The sequence below is a fragment of the Symbiobacterium ostreiconchae genome (assembly GCF_055396975.1).
In genome coordinates, this window is record NZ_AP042454.1 from 3,392,291 (window position 1) to 3,407,793 (window position 15,503).

Sequence of the window (15,503 nt, forward strand, 5' to 3'; positions counted from 1 at the left end):
AGAAAGATGAAATGAGGCTTACAAGAACCTGAAAAGAGGTTAAGAATCCGGGCGGAAGTCGGGGAAGGGAACCGATTGCCGCGTGACGAATGTTAAGACTCATCTGATGTAGATATGGGAAAGTTAATACTGGAGGCGAACCCCGTGCAGCGAATCCTGCCCCCTCTTCTCAGCATCTTTCTGGCCAGTCTCCTCCTCTTCTCCGGCGGAATCGCCCGTGGAACCCGCGCTGCGCCCCGCCCCGAACCGATCCCGGAACCCCCTGCGGCTCATCAACCGCCGGCCCCGGGGCCCGAGGCACGCCTCGCCCTGGAGCAGGTGAACCGGTACCGCACCGCCGCCGGCCTTCCGCCGGTGGCCTACGACCCGGCCCTGGGCGCCGCCGCCCAGGCCCACGCCGCCTACCTGGCGGCCAATCCCGATCAGTGGGAGCCCAACGCCCACACCGAGGTCCCCGGCGCCCCCGGCTTCACCGGCCGCAGGCCGGCCGACCGGGCGGCCCGGCAGGGGTACGGCGGCGGCGTGGGCGAGATCGTCCACTTCGCCGGCCCGGCCGAACAGGCGGTGGACGGCTGGATGCAGACTCTCTACCACCGGCTGCCGCTGCTCAGCCCCCGCACGACGGCGATCGGCTACGGCTTCGCGGCCGGCTCCGACGGCCGTTACGTGAACGTCCTGGACTACGGCGTCGCCCCGGCCGGCGCGGCCGCCCGGTCCGTCACCGGGCCGGAGGAGGCCGTCGCCTGGCCGCATCCCGGGCAGACCGGCGTGCCTACCGCCTGGGACGGGCGGGAGGTCCCCGACCCGTTCCGCCTCCACCCGGGGGTGGAGGGTCCGGTGGGCTACACCATCACCCTGACCTTCCCGGGGCCTGTCCGGTCGCTCCGGCTGACCGAGGCCAGCCTGACCGGGCCGGAGGGCCGTGTGCCCGTGCTGCCGTTTGACCCGGAGGGCGATGACCGGCTCAGCGACACGGCCGCCCTGATCCCGGCCCGGCCCCTCCGGCCGGACAGCCGCTACACCGTGCGGATGCGGGGCCTGGTGGACCGGGGCCAGGGCCCGGAACCCTTCGAGCGGACGTGGTCCTTCACCACGGGGCCGGAGAGCCGGCCCGCCCGGGTGCAGAGCGTCACCACGTGGCTGGACGGGATCCGGCTGGCCGGGGAGGGCTTCCGGCCGGAGATGGCGGTGTACGCCGCCGGCCTGCCGGTGGAGGGCCTGCAGGTGGCGGATGACCGCTCGGCCACCTTCCGGCTCCCCGCCTGCAGCCCGGACGATGCGGCCGAGCTGCTGGTGGTGAGTCCCGACGGCAGCGAGACGGCGGTCCCTCTGTTTGCCTGGTGCGACCGGCGGACGGGGAATGGTGAGCCGTTCCGGCCGGTGCCCCTTCAGGTGGCGGGGGCTGCCCTCGATCGGCCCGCCCTGATGGGCCCCGGGGGCACGATCCTGCTGCCCGAGTCGGCCCTCAGCGCCCTGGGGGCACAGGCGGAGCCCGCGCCGGATGCGTCCTCGGCCCTGGGCCGGACGTACTGGAGCCTGGGCGGGCGCCTGGGGCTCTACACGCCGGGCCGGGTCATGGCCTGGGTGGCCGGCGAGCGGCTGCAGCTGGCGCTGCCGGTGCAGGAGCACGGGGGCGCCGTGTATGTGGACAAGTCCTTCCTGGAGCGGCTGGCCGGGGTGGAGGCCCGGCTGGTGAACGGCACGCTCTACGTGGATGGGTTCTAGATGATCGCGCGAGGCGTCCCGACCGTGCAGGTCGGGACGCCTCGCGTCTGTGCGCGGCCGATCTTCACAGGGTCACGCCTGTGTCCAGGCCGGCCGGGACGCACGGCGGCACTGTCCGGGTGACGTCTCCGTCCGGGCCGGCCGGCACGCACGGCGGCACTGTCCGGGTGAAGTCTCCGTCCGGGCCGGCCGGGGCGTCGGGCGGCAAGGTCCGGGCGACGGCGATGGCCTCTTCCCGGCTGATCCTCGGCCCCGCCTGCGCCACGTCCGGTCCCGCTGCCGGCGCAGCCGGGCGCTGCGAGGGCACCGCCGAGACCAGGAGCAGGATGACGGCCAGCAGGGTCGGGAGCCGGCGGGGCCGGGTGCCCGGGGCACGGCTGCCCCGACACCTCAGTACCGCGGCTCCGCTGACACGGCGTAGAGGATCTTCGCCGCCGCGCCCCGCGTGACCGGGGCCTGCGGGTAGAACCGGTTCTCCCCGTCGCCGGAGAGGATGCCAAAACCGGCCAGCAGTGCGACCGCGTTGCGGTACTTCGCCCCGACCTCTGCGGCGTCGGCGAAATCCAGCTCGATGCGGGCGCTCATCCCGGCCACCCGGCCGTAGCCCATGGCCCGGACGGCCCACAGCGCGAAGAGTTCACGGGACACCGGCCCGTTGGGGTCGAAGTCCTCGGGGAAGTCCTCCGGCCGCATGATCCCGGCCCGGAAGGCGGCACCGAAGTACGGGGACTCGGCAGAGCGCTGGAGCGCCAGCGCCAGGCCGCCCCGGGCCCCCAACGAGGCGAAGTCGGCGGCCGGATAGGGCTGGATGCCCTTCGCCAGCACGATCCAGCGGGCCAGTTCCGCCGCGGTGGCCAGCTCGTCCGGACGGAACCGGCCGTCCTCCAGGTCGAACACGCCGCGGTTCCACAACAGCTCGATCTCCCGCTCGGCCCAGTGGCCGGCGATGTCGGCGGGCTTCTGGGAGGCCTTGATCAGATCACGCCCCTGCCAGTCCAGCGGCGCGCCGGTGAGGGCATCGATCGCATAGACGGGCATGAGGCCGTCGGAGGCCCAGAGCAGCTGCGGCTGCTGCAGCTGCCCGGTCTCGCGGTGGCGGAAGCTGACCCAGGCCGGGCGGACGCGGGCGGCCTCCAGGTAGGCGTTCAGGGCCTCCTCGACACCGATCACGTCCTCCGCGGGCGGAAACTCACCCTTTCCCCTGGCCTCGGTGTACGAGTAGAAGCTGCGCACGGCGCCGGTGCGGGGATCCACGTCCACCGAGAGGTTCCAGCCGTTCACCGGCAGCCCTTCGTGCAGCACCCCGAACCGGAAGTGGTAGGCGTAGATCCGGTTCGCGTCCTCCTCCGGCGCGGGTTCCGGCAGGTACACGACCCGGCCGGCCAGGTCGGGACGGAACCGCTGCACGAAGGCAAGGGCCGCGGCTTCCGCCTCCGCCAGGCTCACCGACGGTTCCTCGCCCTCCCGGAGCAGCTCCTCGCCCGGGGCGGACCAGGCGTACATCTGCGTCAGGACGCCCGCCTCGGCGTCCACCGTGACGTAGCCGCCACCGCCCCCCTCCAGCTGCCAGGAGAAGGACCACTCGCGGCGCTTGACGTCCGTTCCGGTCTCGTCGTAGGCGCTGGAGGACGGCGGATCGGCGATGCCCAGGGCCGCCGCGGCGATGGCCAGGGCGGCGTCCCGGTCCAGCGGGCTGGCGGGCCGCCGGTAGGCGGTCGCGGGCGGATCCAGCGGCCTGGGCTCCGGCCGCGGCCGGGCGGCGGTGCCGTCGGCGCCCAGCAGCCGGCCCTCCTGGTCGACGTAGGGCATGCCGCTCATGGGAGCATAGACCAGGCGCCACTCGCCCTCGTCCGTGCCGGGCTCCGTGAAGTAGCTGTACTGCAGGGTCATGCCCAGGTAGGGGCGTAGGGCGGCGTCGACCTCGGCCCGGGCGAGGAGCGCCCCAGGCACCGTGAACGTGCGCCCGTGGCGCCAGTTCAGGCTGTAGTCGACCAGGTCCCCGTTTCGGGCGTCGATGGCGATGGAGATCCCTTCGTCCGCCACCGGGTAGCCCTGCGCGACCCGCTCCCAGTTGAAGCGATAGGTCGGGTCGCTGAAGTAGCTGACGGCCATGGGCGCGTCCGTGAAGCGCACGGCTTCCCGCACCTCGGCCGGCACCAGCTTGCCGAACCAGTCCTCCGCCAGCTCCCGCGCCTCTTCACGGGTGTAGCTGAGGCTGAGGGCCTGGGGCTGCAACCCGGTGGTCCAGTAGCTGTAGCCGGTCACCCAGCCGGTGACCGCGTCGATGCTGACGTGGATGTAGATCTGGTCAGGCTGCTTGTCGTCGGTCTCCCACCGCAGCGTCCAGTAGGCCCGGTCGGCTTCCTGGCTGATGCCGACGTTGGGCTCGCCCAGGCCGGCCGGAATGGCGAAGTGCCGGCGGGCGATGGCGATGGCCTGGTCCCGGGTCACCTGGATCTCCGCCTGCGCTCCCGGTGCCGGCGGCGCGTCGGGCGGCGTCGCCGCATCGGTGCGCGGCGACTGGGCCAGGGCGCCCGTCGGGAGAGTCAGGAGGCTCGCTGCCAGCAGGACCGCAAGGAGACGGTTCCACTTCCCCATCATCGCTGGATACCCCCTTCCAGTCGTTGGACGGGGGCATCCGAGGATTCGTTTCTCGATTCCGACAAACTTTTCCCCGTGCCGGACCGGCGCGGCGGCGCCGCTCTGTCCGCGGGTGGTCTGGATTTTTCTCCCTTACCTAGCAGGAAACGGCATTTCTCCGTCGAACGCATGTATCGGTGCTGTCGCGGATGCCCTGGCCACGGGGCAGCCTGCACGCAGCGGGATCATCGTGCACGGAAGAGGGTGTGGATCTTGACCGCACGGGATGCTTACCTGAGGGCACGGGCGCTCTGTGAGGAAGGGATCGTCCATCTGCATACCGGCCGGCCCATGCGCGCGGCTTCCTGCTTCCGGCAGGCCTGGGAGCTGGCCCGGCTGCCGACCGCACTCAACAACCTCGGGGCCCTTCATTATAACCAAGGCGATCCTGCGGCCGCCCTCGAGGCGATTCAGCCCCTCCTGCGCGACCCGGAACCCCTGCCGTACACCCATGCCATGGCCAGCATCTGTCTGCACGATCTGGGACAGCCCGGCCCTGCAGAGGCGCAGCTCGAGCGGGCCATCGCCGACTTCGAAGAGGGCTTGCGGCAGTGGCGCGCCAGGGGGCCGGTCCCGCCCGAGTGGGTACAGTACACCGTGATGATCAAGCGGGCGGCCGGCGAGCTGGGCCAGCACCGGCGTGTGCTGCAGCTGCACCGGCGCTGGCCGGGCAAGTCCCTGGACTACGGCCTGCACTACGCCGGCGTCGCCGCCTTCAACCTGGGCTGGTACGCGGAGGCGGCCCGGCTGTGGCGGAAGCTGCCCGATCCTGACCTGGCGTCCGTGACCGAGCTGTACGCGTTCGTCGCCCAGCAGGTGGAGCGGGGCCAAGTCCCGCCCTTCGCTCTGGAGTATGAGATGCTCGCTCCGGGGGACCTGGTGGCCGCCACGCGGGCAGACGTGCGGGCCAAGATGGTCCAGGGCCGGTTCCGGGTACTCTCCCTGGCGGCCGCGTTCAAGATGGCCAGCACGCCGGTTGAAGCCAGGGCCCTTGTGAAGACGTTGGTCTGCGACACCGGAGACTGGGGCGCCGAACTGGCCCGGCGGTGGCAGAATGATCCCACCCTGCCCCGGCTCTTGAAACGCGCCGTGACCGCAGTGGTGAAGAAACACGGCAACCGGGAGGCAGGGCAGGCAAGGTGAGATGGAGCCAACACCTCTCACCGTGAAGGGGGCATCTCCTCAGTCCGTGATGGCCCCGCCCTCCGCGCCGCCGCTCTCGCCCGGCTTCACCTGCAGCACTTCCACCCTCCGGATGACCCGGTTGTTCTCCGGCCGGGTGTCAGCCGGGTAGTCGATCTCGGCGATGATCTCCCACATGCCTACGCTCAGCCCCGGGATCGTCCCCGGCTTCAGGCTGCAGCAGGGCACCTTGTCGATCGTCACCATCTGCCACACGTCCGGGGGCGGTGATGCGCCCCCCGCAGGCCGCGCCCACAGCCGGAGCGGCACCCGGATCTCGTCCTGACCCAGGTTGTTCTGGTAACCCAGGTAGATCCCGACCTCAAACGGCCGGCCTGCCTCGGCCACCTCCGGCACCGCCAGCTCCACCACCCACGGGTCGTCGATGATCGCTTTCCCGCCTCCGCCCTCCTCGCCCGGACGCTCAGGCTCGTCGGGCGGCTGCGGGTTGCGGTACGGCACGATCAGCACGTTGTTGGCCAGGCCGCCCTCCGGCCCCGGCTCCCCCTCCCGCTCCACCACCTCGGCCACCGCACCGGCGCAGCTCTTCGGGCAGCGGCGCCGTCCCCAGGAACCGCACCAGCTTGCCGCTCTCGTCGGTGAGGAACCACTCGACGGACAGCGGGCCCGGGCAGAGCGCGGCCAGGGGCCGGGCCGTCAGCTCCAGCTGGAGCCGGGGCTGCAGGGCGACTGTCGTGCCCGGCTCCAGCTCCAGGGGCCCCGGTTCATCCAGCCACCGCAGGTCGTAGGCCTCGCCGGCCCGGTAGGCCACCAGCCGGCCGGAGGTTCCGGAAGCGTCGGTGTAGTTGACGCCGACGAGCAGCAGGCCGTGGGCGAAGGCCGGATCGACGCCGACGCCCGAGACCTGCGAGAAGTTGTAGGGGCCGGTGTTCGGCTGCTCGTCGTCCTTCAGCAGGAACAGCCGGTCCGTGGGCGCCCGCCCTTCCGGCTGGATGAGCGCGGGCCGCCCGTCGCCGCCCATCGGCTGGCCGGTGTCCAGGGCGTAGCTGTAGATGTGGCCGCTCACGTCGCCGAAGATGAGTGCGCCCCGGCTGGTCAGGGCCAGCGGTGCGGTGTTGAGGGAGGCCATCCGCTCGCCCAGCCGGTCCGCCGGGCCGAACTTGCGGTACCACTTCAGTTCGCCGCCGGGGCCCAGCGCCACGACGGCGCCGTCGCTGCCGGTCGGGCCGTCCCGGAGGCCCGCGCCGGTGTCGGTGTAGTTGCGGAGGGTGACGTAGAGGTGGGTTTCGGGGCCGTCGGGGGTCTGGCGGACCTCGACCGCGGGTTCGGTGTTGGTGAAGGCGTTCCTGGCGCCGATGAGGGCGGGGACGTCGACCATGTGCCCTTTCCAGCCGGTGGGCTCCAGCCCGTCATGCAGATTGGCGCCCCAGAGACGCCCCTGCGTGTCCAACCAGTACGCGTGGGTCCCGTCTGAGGTGAAGTTGCCGGCGAAGCCGGCGGTACTGTCGACTGTCCAGACCCGGTAAGGGCGATCGTCGTTGTCGCGGTCCAGGGCCAGCCGCAGCGCGCGCCCTCCCTCAAAGCCATCGGTGCCGATGACAAAGCTGGGGTTGCTCCCGTGGGGCGGAGCCATGACGGCGGAGGGCGTGATGAAGCCGCCGAAGCCGCTTTCATCTTGTTTCGTGGTCTCTACCTCATAGTACTGCCATCGGACCATGTCACTCGGCCGGTCGAGCCCCTGCACCACCCACACCTTGCCGTGGCTGCGAGAGCATAGGGGCCGCCCTACTGGCCGGTTCTCTTCCCCAGGGTAGTTGGGTCGATCCGTCACCACGACAATATCTCGTCCTCGATCGTGGATCACCAGTGGTGAACCCACGATGGGACAACCCAGGTCCAGTTCAGCCGGTCGATACCATCTTTCCTTGGTATGGTAGGCCCACAACCAACCATAGCCGGTTCCGAAGTATAGAACTCCGGTCTCTGGACTGTAAGTGGGACTGGACTGCGGGGCGATGAATGCCCCGCCAGGGGCCACATTGAACGCGACTGGGTTCCGCTTTACCGGATCACGCACAAAGACAGCTTCTCCAACCGGTCGTTGGAGGTCATCCAACTCGAGCCTCCAGAGGTAGGGCCCTGCCAGATGGTAGATGACTCCATCGACGACCGCCGGTTGGGCCGCACTCTCCCCCAACGCCTCCGTTTCCCAGTACGGACTCAACTCAACCAGGCCGTGAGGGTCGAGGACTGTCGACGTGCGCTGCGGAGAACCACCCTTCGTGATCCAGTCGCCCGCGACAACGGCGGGACTGGGTACCATGGCAAGCGAGCAGGCCAGGACCCCCGCGAACCAGCGTCGCCAGTTCATAATTCCAGCTCCCCCTTAGTACCGCACCGCGCGATTCTCCAGGTACCAGCTGGGGTACTCGTACAGGGGGAAGAACGGCGTGAAGATGTGAACCTGGTACCTGCCTGACATGGTCCCATCGTCGAGCCGGTAGATGGGTTCGGCCCCGACCCAGTAAACTTTGGCACCCATCTGCTCAGCTATGAAGCGGACAGGCACCATCGTTCGGTCGTTCCGGATCACCGGCGGGGCGTCTAGGGCCACCTCGTGCCCGTCTACCACAGCCACTGGGTGATCGATCGTCAGCACGATGGTTCGCTCGGGTACACTCACCGTCTGTTCCTGCAACAGGTACCGGTATGGGTCAGGCAGGTGTGTCTCGGGGTGGATCAGGTCGGGATAGTCGTATCCAGGCGCAGGCACAGCTTTCACTACTTCACGGGTAACTGCCGGGAAATGAATGGTCACCCGCCGCCCGGCCTGGTCCCAGGTGACCTCCGCCCCCATCATCTCGCTGATGAACCGGATGGGTACCCGAACCCGATCGACGGTGGTGTCAAGGTAAGCTGGAGTGTCGAAGTGGCTGCTGGCGTTGCCGAAGTTGAGGAAGACAAAGATCTCTTCCGGGCTTCCGTTATGCCGGTATCCATAGTCTCGGCCCAGCCCAGGGTGAGACTTGTCCATCCAATACTCGTACTCGATGCCGCGCCCTTCGGCCAGTTTCTCTTCCTCGGTGAGTCCGCGCGCCTCGGTAAGCGAGTTGATAGGCTCATATCGGCACGGTTTCCAGTAGAGGCGCGACCAGCCATATGATCGCCCATAAACCTCTCTGATCAACCGCGTATCCGGCTTCGGATAGGCATACACATGGATCGTCGTCCCGCAGACCATCCAGTCCTCCTCCCAGTACCAGGGATACTCCTGGGTCCAGGCAGGAAGCGGATCCCACACCCACCAGTCGTACCGATCGTACATATCCGGATTGTCCCGGAGCGCCTGTTCCACCTCCGCCCGCATCTGCTCCGACATGCCCTCGGGCGGGGGCGGCGGCGTCCAGCCCTCCGGCCATCCCGGACCGGGTTCGTAGTTCTCAGCCGGGTACTCCGCCACCTCCGGCTGCAGCGGCTCCTCCGCTCCTGCCCCCACCGGCCCGTGCACGAGCAGCGCCGCAAGCATCAGCCAGGCCAGCCACCTGGCACGGCGTGTGTGATCCCCCTTCATCGGTTCCCACTCCCCCATGTTGTTCGTTCTCCCATAACCAATACGAAAACCCCCGGGCAGAGGTTTGCCCGGGGGAACGCCAGGGGCGTCACGGCGGACTCGCCGCGCCCTCCATCCGTGTTAGATGCACGAACACCTGCTCCAGCCCGCCGCCGGCGGCATGCGCCTCCCGCAGCTCCCGGGGCGTCCCCACCGCCACCAGCCGCCCGGCGTTCATCATCGCCAGCCGGTCGCAGTGGGCCGCCTCGTCCATGTAGTGGGTCGTCACCAGCACCGTCGTGCCGATGACCAGGATCGCCGGCTCCTCTAGGAGGGTCGCTTCGAGGAGGCCATCGCCTGTTTCAGGGAGGCCTGGGAGTAGGCAGGCCTCACGGCCGCTCGCAACAACTGGGTGATCGCGCTGTACTTCCACGGGAAGCCCGACGGGGGACAGGCATGGATCGAGTACACCATGATCATCAGACACGCGACGGCCGACCTGGGCGACTACCGGGCCCAGTCGACGTTCGGAACCATGAGGTTGCCGTGGTGCCGGTGGAGCTGCGGGAACTGCTGCGTTGACGACGCGGACGGGCGGGATTCCCGTGGAATCCTGCCCGTCACTCGTTCAGATACCGGCGCATATCGCGCAGGACCGCGTGAAGGAGCAGCTTGTCCTCGGGCGACATCTTCGCCACATCCATTCCGCCATAGAGTGCGGGGGAGCCGAGCGCGCCGATGCAGTGCATCTCCCAGAGGATTCGCACGTCCCGTGCCAGCAGGTCCACGTAGCGGAGGTCGAACGGCTCCAGCCCGAGCGCCTTTACGATCTGCCGGCTGCGATTCCCCACCGTAGCTGGCGAAACGCAGCACTGCTCCGCCACTTCGGCCTGCGTCACGGTGGGGTCGCCCTGCACGTAGCGCCGGAATGCATAGACGACCGCCGCCGTCCAGGATGCCGCCGTGCGCTCCTGCTTCGGCCTAAGGGTCAGCGCGGCATCCCACCAGAGCCGCTCGATCCCGTCGCCCGGCTCTTCGTGGATAGGCGCACTCGTTTCAGCCAACGTGCGCGCCCATTCGGCGGTCCGCTCCCACCATGCCGGGGCGTCCGGCACCGGCCGGCCGTCCCACAGCACGGACGGACCCGGCGGCGCGTGGATGCGGAACACATCCGCATCGTTGGCCAGCACACCGACAGCCCACACGATCCGCGGCCAGGAGGTGCGGTAGAGGTCATCCCAGGTGGCATGGGGCTGCTGCCGCCGGAGCAGGTCCATCTCCACCTGAAGGATGTGGCGCAGACCGTCTGTCAGGTCCTGGTCCACGAACGCCGTTTCGAGGCCGAGGTAGTAAGCCGGTCCCGTGGGCAGCAGCCAGGTCACGAGCAGGTCTCCCGGCTTCAGCACCCCGCCCCGCACCCCTCTCACGGTGCGGGGCGCATCATCGGGGAGGCGGACCAGTCTGGCCTGCGGGCCGGAGACCGACTCCACGCGGAAGAAGCCCGGTGCCGCCCTGTCGGCCCAGGCGTTCAGGGTCGCACGCTCCTCCTGCGACAGCGACGCATCATCCTCCGCCAACTGCCTGGCCAGGGGAATCCTCCATTCCCCCGGGAACATGAAGGCCAGCCAGTCCACCGCCAGGCTCCGTGCCTCAGGTTCCACCTCGTCAAACAGCTCCGGGGGGAAGAAGCGTACCATCCCCCAGCCGACGGAGATCTCCGCCTCGTCGTCGCGGAGATAATCCATCAGCTTCGACCGCAACCGCCGGACGAGGTGGTCCGTTCGGGCCGCCTCCAGCGAGCAAACCTGCCCCCGGCGCGGGTCGGGCGGGTCTGTGTGCATCGACCTCAACTCCCTGGTCAGATGTGTGTCCTGTTAAGTCTTTAACACTGAGACTGGAGATACCTTCAGCGTCGGTCTGATGCCAGCTCCTCCGCCGGTGATGGCATCGTGCACAGTCGCCGACGGCACCGCCCCCAGTGGTGGCATCGCCCACGGTCGCCGGCAGCACCGCACTCAGTGGTGGCATCGCCCACGGTCGCCGACAGCACCGCACTCAGTGGTGGCATCGCCTCCGTCGCCGATGGCACGGCCGTCAGTCCGTGATGGCCCCGCCCTCCGCGCCGCCGCTCTCGCCGGGCTTCAGGTGCAGCACCTCCACCCTCCGGATGACCCGGTTGTTCTCCGGCCGGGTATCGGCGGGGTAGTCGATCTCGGCGATGATCTCCCACGTGCCTACGCTCAGCCCCGGGATCGTCCCCGGCTTCAGGCTGCAGCAGGGCACCTTGTCGATCATCACCATCTGCCACACGTCCGGGGGCGGTGATGCGCCCCCCGCAGGCCGCGCCCACAGCCGGAGCGGCACCCGGATTTCGCCCTGACCCAGGTTGTTCTGGTAACCCAGGTAGATCCCGACCTCAAACGGCCGACCTGCCTCGGCCACCTCCGGCACCGCCAGCTCCGCCACCCACGGGTCGTCGATGATCGCTTTCCCGCCTCCGCCCTCCTCGCCCGGACGCTCAGGCTCGTCGGGCGGCTGCGGGTTGCGGTACGGCACGATCAGCACGTTGTTGGCCAGGCCGCCCTCCGGCCCCGGCTCCCCCTCCCGCTCCACCACCTCGGCCGCCGCACCGGCGCAGCTCTTCTCGGCCGGAAGCCCCAGCGCCGCCGCGAGGCCCCGGGCCGCCGCCACCTTCGGGTTGGGCGTGTGCGGCGCGCTGAGGGCGTACACGGAGGGCAGGTCGATGACGCCGATGATCTGCCCCGCCGCCGGGTCGGTCTCTGTCAGGGCGACGGTGAGCGGTACCGAGTGGGGCTGCTGCGGCGCCAGGTCGCCGGGCAGCGGCGCCGTCCCCAGGGACCGCACCAGCTTGCCGTTCTCGTCGGTGAGGAACCACTCGACGGACAGCGGGCCCGGGCAGAGCGCGGCCAGGGGCCGGGCCGTCAGCTCCAGCTGCAGCCGGGGCTGCAGGGCGACTGTCTTGCCCTGCTCCAGCTCCAGGGGCCCCGGTTCATCCAGCCACCGCAGGTCGTAGGCCTCGCCGGCCCGGTAGGCCACCAGCCGGCCGGAGGTCCCGGAAGCGTCGGTGTAGTTGACGCCGACGAGCAGCAGGCCGTGGGCGAAGGCCGGATCGACGCCGACGCCTGAGACCTGGGAAAAGTTGTAGGGGCCGGTGTTCGGCTGCTCGTCGTCCTTCAGCAGGAACAGCCGGTCCGTGGGCGCCCGCCCTTCCGGCTGGATGAGCGCGGGCCGCCCGTCGCCGCCCATCGGCTGGCCGGTGTCCAGGGCGTAACTGTAGATGTGGCCGTTGACGTCGCCGAAGATGAGTGCGCCCCGGCTGATCAGGGCCAGCGGTGCGGTGTTGAGGGAGGCCATCCGCTCGCCCAGCCGGTCCGCCGGGCCGAACTTGCGGTACCACTTCAGTTCGCCGCCGGGGCCCAGCGCGACGACGGCGCCGTCGCTGCCGGTCGGTCCGTCCCGGAGGCCCGCGCCGGTGTCGGTGTAGTTGCGGAGGGTGACGTAGAGGTGGGTCTTGGGGCCGTCGGGGGTCTGGCGGACCTCGACCGCGGGTTCCGTGTTGGTGAAGGCGTTCCTGGCGCCGATGAGGGCGGGGACGTCGACCATGTGCCCTTTCCAGCCGGCGGGCTCCAGCCCGTCATGCAGATTGGCGCCCCAGAGGCGCCCCCGGGTGTCCAACCAGTACGCGTGGGTGCCGTCTGAGGTGAAGTTGCCGGCGAAGCCGGCGGTACTGTCGACTGTCCAGACCCGGTAAGGGCGATAGTCGTTGTCGCGGTCCAGGGCCAGCCGCAGCGCGCGCCCTCCCTCAAAGCCATCAGTGCCGATGACAAAGCTGGGGTTGCTCCCGTGGGGCGGAGCCATGACGGCGGAGGGCGTGATGAAGCCGCCGAAGCCGCTTTCATCTTGTTTCGTCGTAGCCGCTTCGTAGTGGTGCACCTCTGGAACGCGGTCCAGGTCATCCAACGCTCGGATTACCCAGACCTTCCCATGCCCCCTGGGACACAGCGGTCGTCCTTCTGGCCGGTTTTCCTCGCCGGGGTAGTTGGGTCGATCCGTCAACACGACAATATCTCGTCCTCGATCGTGGATCACCAGTGGTGAACCCACGATGGGACAACCCAGGTCCAGTTCAGCAGGCCGAAACCAACCTTCTCTCGTGTGGTACGCCCAGAGCCAACCATAGCCCGTGCCAAAATAGAGGATACCGGTCTCCGGACTGTAGCTAGGGCTGGACTGCGGGGCGATGAACGCGCCTCCAGGCGCCACGTTGAACTCGACTCCCTTTCGCTTCACCGGATCACTGACCGCGACGGCTTCGCCAACCGGTCGTTGAAGGTCGTCCAACTCCAGCCTCCAGAGGTAGGGCCCTGCCAGATGGTAGATGACTCCATCGACGACCGCCGGTTGGGCCGCACTCTCCCCCAACGCCTCCGTTTCCCAGTACGGACTCAACTCAATCAGGCCGTGAGGGTCGAGGACTGTCGACGTGCGCTGCGGAGAACCACCCTTCGTGATCCAGTCCCCCGCGACAACGACGGGACTGGGTACCATGGCAAGCAAGCAGGCCAGGACCCCCGCAAACCAGCGTCGCCAGTTCATAATTCCAGCTCCCCCTTAGTACCGCACCGCGCGATTCTCCAGGTACCAGCTGGGGTACTCGTACAGGGGGAAGAACGGCGTGAAGATGTGAACCTGGTACCTGCCTGACATGGTCCCATCGTCGAGCCGGTAGATGGGTTCGGCCCCGACCCAGTAGACTTTGGCACCCATCTGCTCAGCTATGAAGCGGACAGGCACCATCGTTCGGTCGTTCCGGATCACCGGCGGGGCGTCTAAGGCCACCTCGTGCCCGTCTACCACCGCCACTGGGTGATCGATCGTCAGCACGATGGTTCGCTCGGGTACACTCACCGTCTGTTCCTGCAACAGGTACCGGTATGGGTCGGGCAGGTGTGTCTCCGGGTGGATCAGGTCGGGATAGTCGTATCCAGGCGCAGGCACAGCTTTCACTACTTCACGGGTAACTGCCGGGAAATGAATGGTCACCCGCCGCCCGGCCTGGTCCCAGGTGACCTCCGCCCCCATCATCTCGCTGATGAACCGGATGGGTACCCGAACCCGGTTGACGGTGGTGTCAAGATAAGCTGGAGTGTCAAAGTGGCTGCTGGCGTTGCCGAAGTTGAGGAAGACAAAGATCTCCTCCGGGCTTCCGTTGTGCCGGTATCCATAGTCTCGGCCCAGCCCAGGGTGAGACTTGTCCATCCAGTATTCGTACTCGATGCCGCGCCCCTCGGCCAGCTTCTCCTCCTCACTCAACTCCCGTACGGCCACGATGTACTGCATAGGCTCGTACCTGCACGGCTTCAGGTGCAGCCGCCCCACGACGTACGACCGGCCGAAGACCTGCTGGATCAACCGCGTATCCGGCTTCGGATAGGCGTACACGTGGATCGTCGTCCCGCAGACCATCCAGTCCTCCTCCCAGTACCAGGGATACTCCTGGGTCCAGGCAGGAAGCGGATCCCACACCCACCAGTCGTACCGATCATACATATCCGGATTGTCCCGGAGCGCCTGTTCCACCTCCGCCCGCATCTGCTCCGACATGCCCTCGGGCGGGGGCGGCGGCGTCCAGCCCTCCGGCCATCCCGGACCGGGTTCGTAGTTCTCAGCCGGGTACTCCGCCACCTCCGGCTGCAGCGGCTCCTCCGCTCCTGCCCCCACCGGCCCGTGCACGAGCAGCGCCGCAAGCATCAGCCAGGCCAGCCACCTGGCACGGCGTGTGTGATCCCCCTTCATCGGTTCCCACTCCCCCATGTTGTTCGTTCTCCCATAACCAATACGAAAACCCCCGGGCAGAGGTTTGCCCGGGGGAACGGCAGGGGCGTCACGGCGGACTCGCCGCTCCCTCGAGCACCTCAGCCTTGCGCGCCTCGGCCGCCTCGGCGATCAGCTCCGCCACATGCGCCCGGGTGCGGGCCTGAAGCTCCGCCCGCACAACCTCCTGGGCGGGCTCCAGCGCGGCCGGGATCAGGCGGGCCGCGGTCTGGACGGCGAAGAGGTTCGCCCCGTCCAGCAGGATGTGCAGCTCGGCATGCGCCTCGTCGCCGTAGCCGGGCGGGATGAGGACGCCCATCACCACCTCGCCCCGGAAGATCGCCTCCCGGATGCCGGCCTCAGACGGTTCCGGCAGGTCGGCGGGGACGAAGCGGTTGTAGCTGCGGAGCGCGTCGGCCACGGCGGCGCCGATGGTCGTGCCGCTCCGGTCGACGACGGCCACGGGGACTTCGCCCACGTCGAAGGTGAACGCATAGCCGAAGAGGATGAGCCAGAGGATCGGCAGGACCAGCATCATCGCCAGGTTCCGCCGGTCGCGCCGGATCTGGATGAACTGCTTCTGGGCCAGCGCCAGGATGCGCTGGAGCAC

Annotated in this window: 11 protein-coding genes; 2 read left to right on the forward strand and 9 right to left on the reverse strand. The window is 68.8% G+C overall.

The annotated features are described in order from the left end of the window. Window positions 1-144 precede the first annotated feature (144 nt). Window positions 145-1,725, forward strand: a complete 1,581-nt coding sequence (locus tag ACZ5UM_RS16380) for a CAP domain-containing protein (RefSeq protein ID WP_464845454.1) — start codon at window positions 145-147, stop codon at window positions 1,723-1,725. Window positions 1,726-2,115: 390 nt separating this feature from the next. Here ACZ5UM_RS16380 and ACZ5UM_RS16385 read toward each other — a convergent pair whose 3' ends face one another. Continuing rightward, window positions 2,116-4,326, reverse strand: a complete 2,211-nt coding sequence (locus ACZ5UM_RS16385; protein WP_464845456.1) for an S-layer homology domain-containing protein — start codon at window positions 4,324-4,326, stop codon at window positions 2,116-2,118. Between the two features lie 252 nt (window positions 4,327-4,578). On the opposite strand from ACZ5UM_RS16385, the gene ACZ5UM_RS16390 reads away from it, so the two are divergent. Continuing rightward, window positions 4,579-5,508: a tetratricopeptide repeat protein gene (locus ACZ5UM_RS16390; RefSeq protein ID WP_464845459.1), complete on the forward strand. Its 930-nt coding sequence runs from the start codon at window positions 4,579-4,581 to the stop codon at window positions 5,506-5,508. Window positions 5,509-5,547: 39 nt separating this feature from the next. Here ACZ5UM_RS16390 and ACZ5UM_RS16395 read toward each other — a convergent pair whose 3' ends face one another. The 8 genes from ACZ5UM_RS16395 to ACZ5UM_RS16430 all read right to left on the reverse strand — a co-directional run bounded on the left by ACZ5UM_RS16395 (window position 5,548) and on the right by ACZ5UM_RS16430 (window position 15,503). After that, the gene (locus ACZ5UM_RS16395) at window positions 5,548-6,066 is read right to left on the reverse strand and encodes a hypothetical protein (RefSeq protein WP_464845462.1); all 519 of its coding nucleotides are present in this window, start codon (window positions 6,064-6,066) and stop codon (window positions 5,548-5,550) included. Next, window positions 5,972-7,225, reverse strand: a complete 1,254-nt coding sequence (locus ACZ5UM_RS16400) for a hypothetical protein (protein ID WP_464845464.1) — start codon at window positions 7,223-7,225, stop codon at window positions 5,972-5,974. Before ACZ5UM_RS16400 ends, ACZ5UM_RS16395 begins: the two co-directional genes overlap by 95 nt. 669 nt (window positions 7,226-7,894) lie before the next feature. After that, window positions 7,895-9,097, reverse strand: a complete 1,203-nt coding sequence (locus tag ACZ5UM_RS16405; RefSeq protein ID WP_464845468.1) for a copper amine oxidase N-terminal domain-containing protein — start codon at window positions 9,095-9,097, stop codon at window positions 7,895-7,897. A gap of 70 nt (window positions 9,098-9,167) precedes the next feature. Next, a complete protein-coding gene (locus ACZ5UM_RS16410) occupies window positions 9,168-9,347 on the reverse strand; it encodes a hypothetical protein (RefSeq protein ID WP_464845471.1) in 180 nt (59 codons plus the stop codon). A 331-nt stretch (window positions 9,348-9,678) separates the two neighbouring features. Beyond that, window positions 9,679-10,899, reverse strand: coding sequence for a hypothetical protein (locus ACZ5UM_RS16415; protein ID WP_464845475.1), 1,221 nt, complete (start codon window positions 10,897-10,899; stop codon window positions 9,679-9,681). A 253-nt stretch (window positions 10,900-11,152) separates the two neighbouring features. Next, window positions 11,153-13,675 (reverse strand): hypothetical protein, encoded by a 2,523-nt coding sequence (locus tag ACZ5UM_RS16420; protein ID WP_464845476.1) that lies wholly within the window; start codon window positions 13,673-13,675, stop codon window positions 11,153-11,155. 15 nt (window positions 13,676-13,690) lie between these two features. Then, window positions 13,691-14,893: a copper amine oxidase N-terminal domain-containing protein gene (locus tag ACZ5UM_RS16425; protein WP_464845477.1), complete on the reverse strand. Its 1,203-nt coding sequence runs from the start codon at window positions 14,891-14,893 to the stop codon at window positions 13,691-13,693. A gap of 70 nt (window positions 14,894-14,963) precedes the next feature. Next, window positions 14,964-15,503, reverse strand: a complete 540-nt coding sequence (locus tag ACZ5UM_RS16430; RefSeq protein ID WP_464845480.1) for an ABC transporter permease — start codon at window positions 15,501-15,503, stop codon at window positions 14,964-14,966.

Excerpts from the sequence above, each read along its gene's own strand:
- ACZ5UM_RS16425 (WP_464845477.1), bottom strand. The coding sequence starts at position 14,893 with ATGGGGGAGTGGGAACCGATGAAGGGGGATCACACACGCCGTGCCAGG.
- ACZ5UM_RS16400 (WP_464845464.1), bottom strand. The coding sequence starts at position 7,225 with ATGGTCCGATGGCAGTACTATGAGGTAGAGACCACGAAACAAGATGAA.
- ACZ5UM_RS16415 (WP_464845475.1), bottom strand. The coding sequence starts at position 10,899 with ATGCACACAGACCCGCCCGACCCGCGCCGGGGGCAGGTTTGCTCGCTG.
- ACZ5UM_RS16405 (WP_464845468.1), bottom strand. The coding sequence starts at position 9,097 with ATGGGGGAGTGGGAACCGATGAAGGGGGATCACACACGCCGTGCCAGG.
- ACZ5UM_RS16420 (WP_464845476.1), bottom strand. The coding sequence starts at position 13,675 with ATGAACTGGCGACGCTGGTTTGCGGGGGTCCTGGCCTGCTTGCTTGCC.
- ACZ5UM_RS16385 (WP_464845456.1), bottom strand. The coding sequence starts at position 4,326 with ATGATGGGGAAGTGGAACCGTCTCCTTGCGGTCCTGCTGGCAGCGAGC.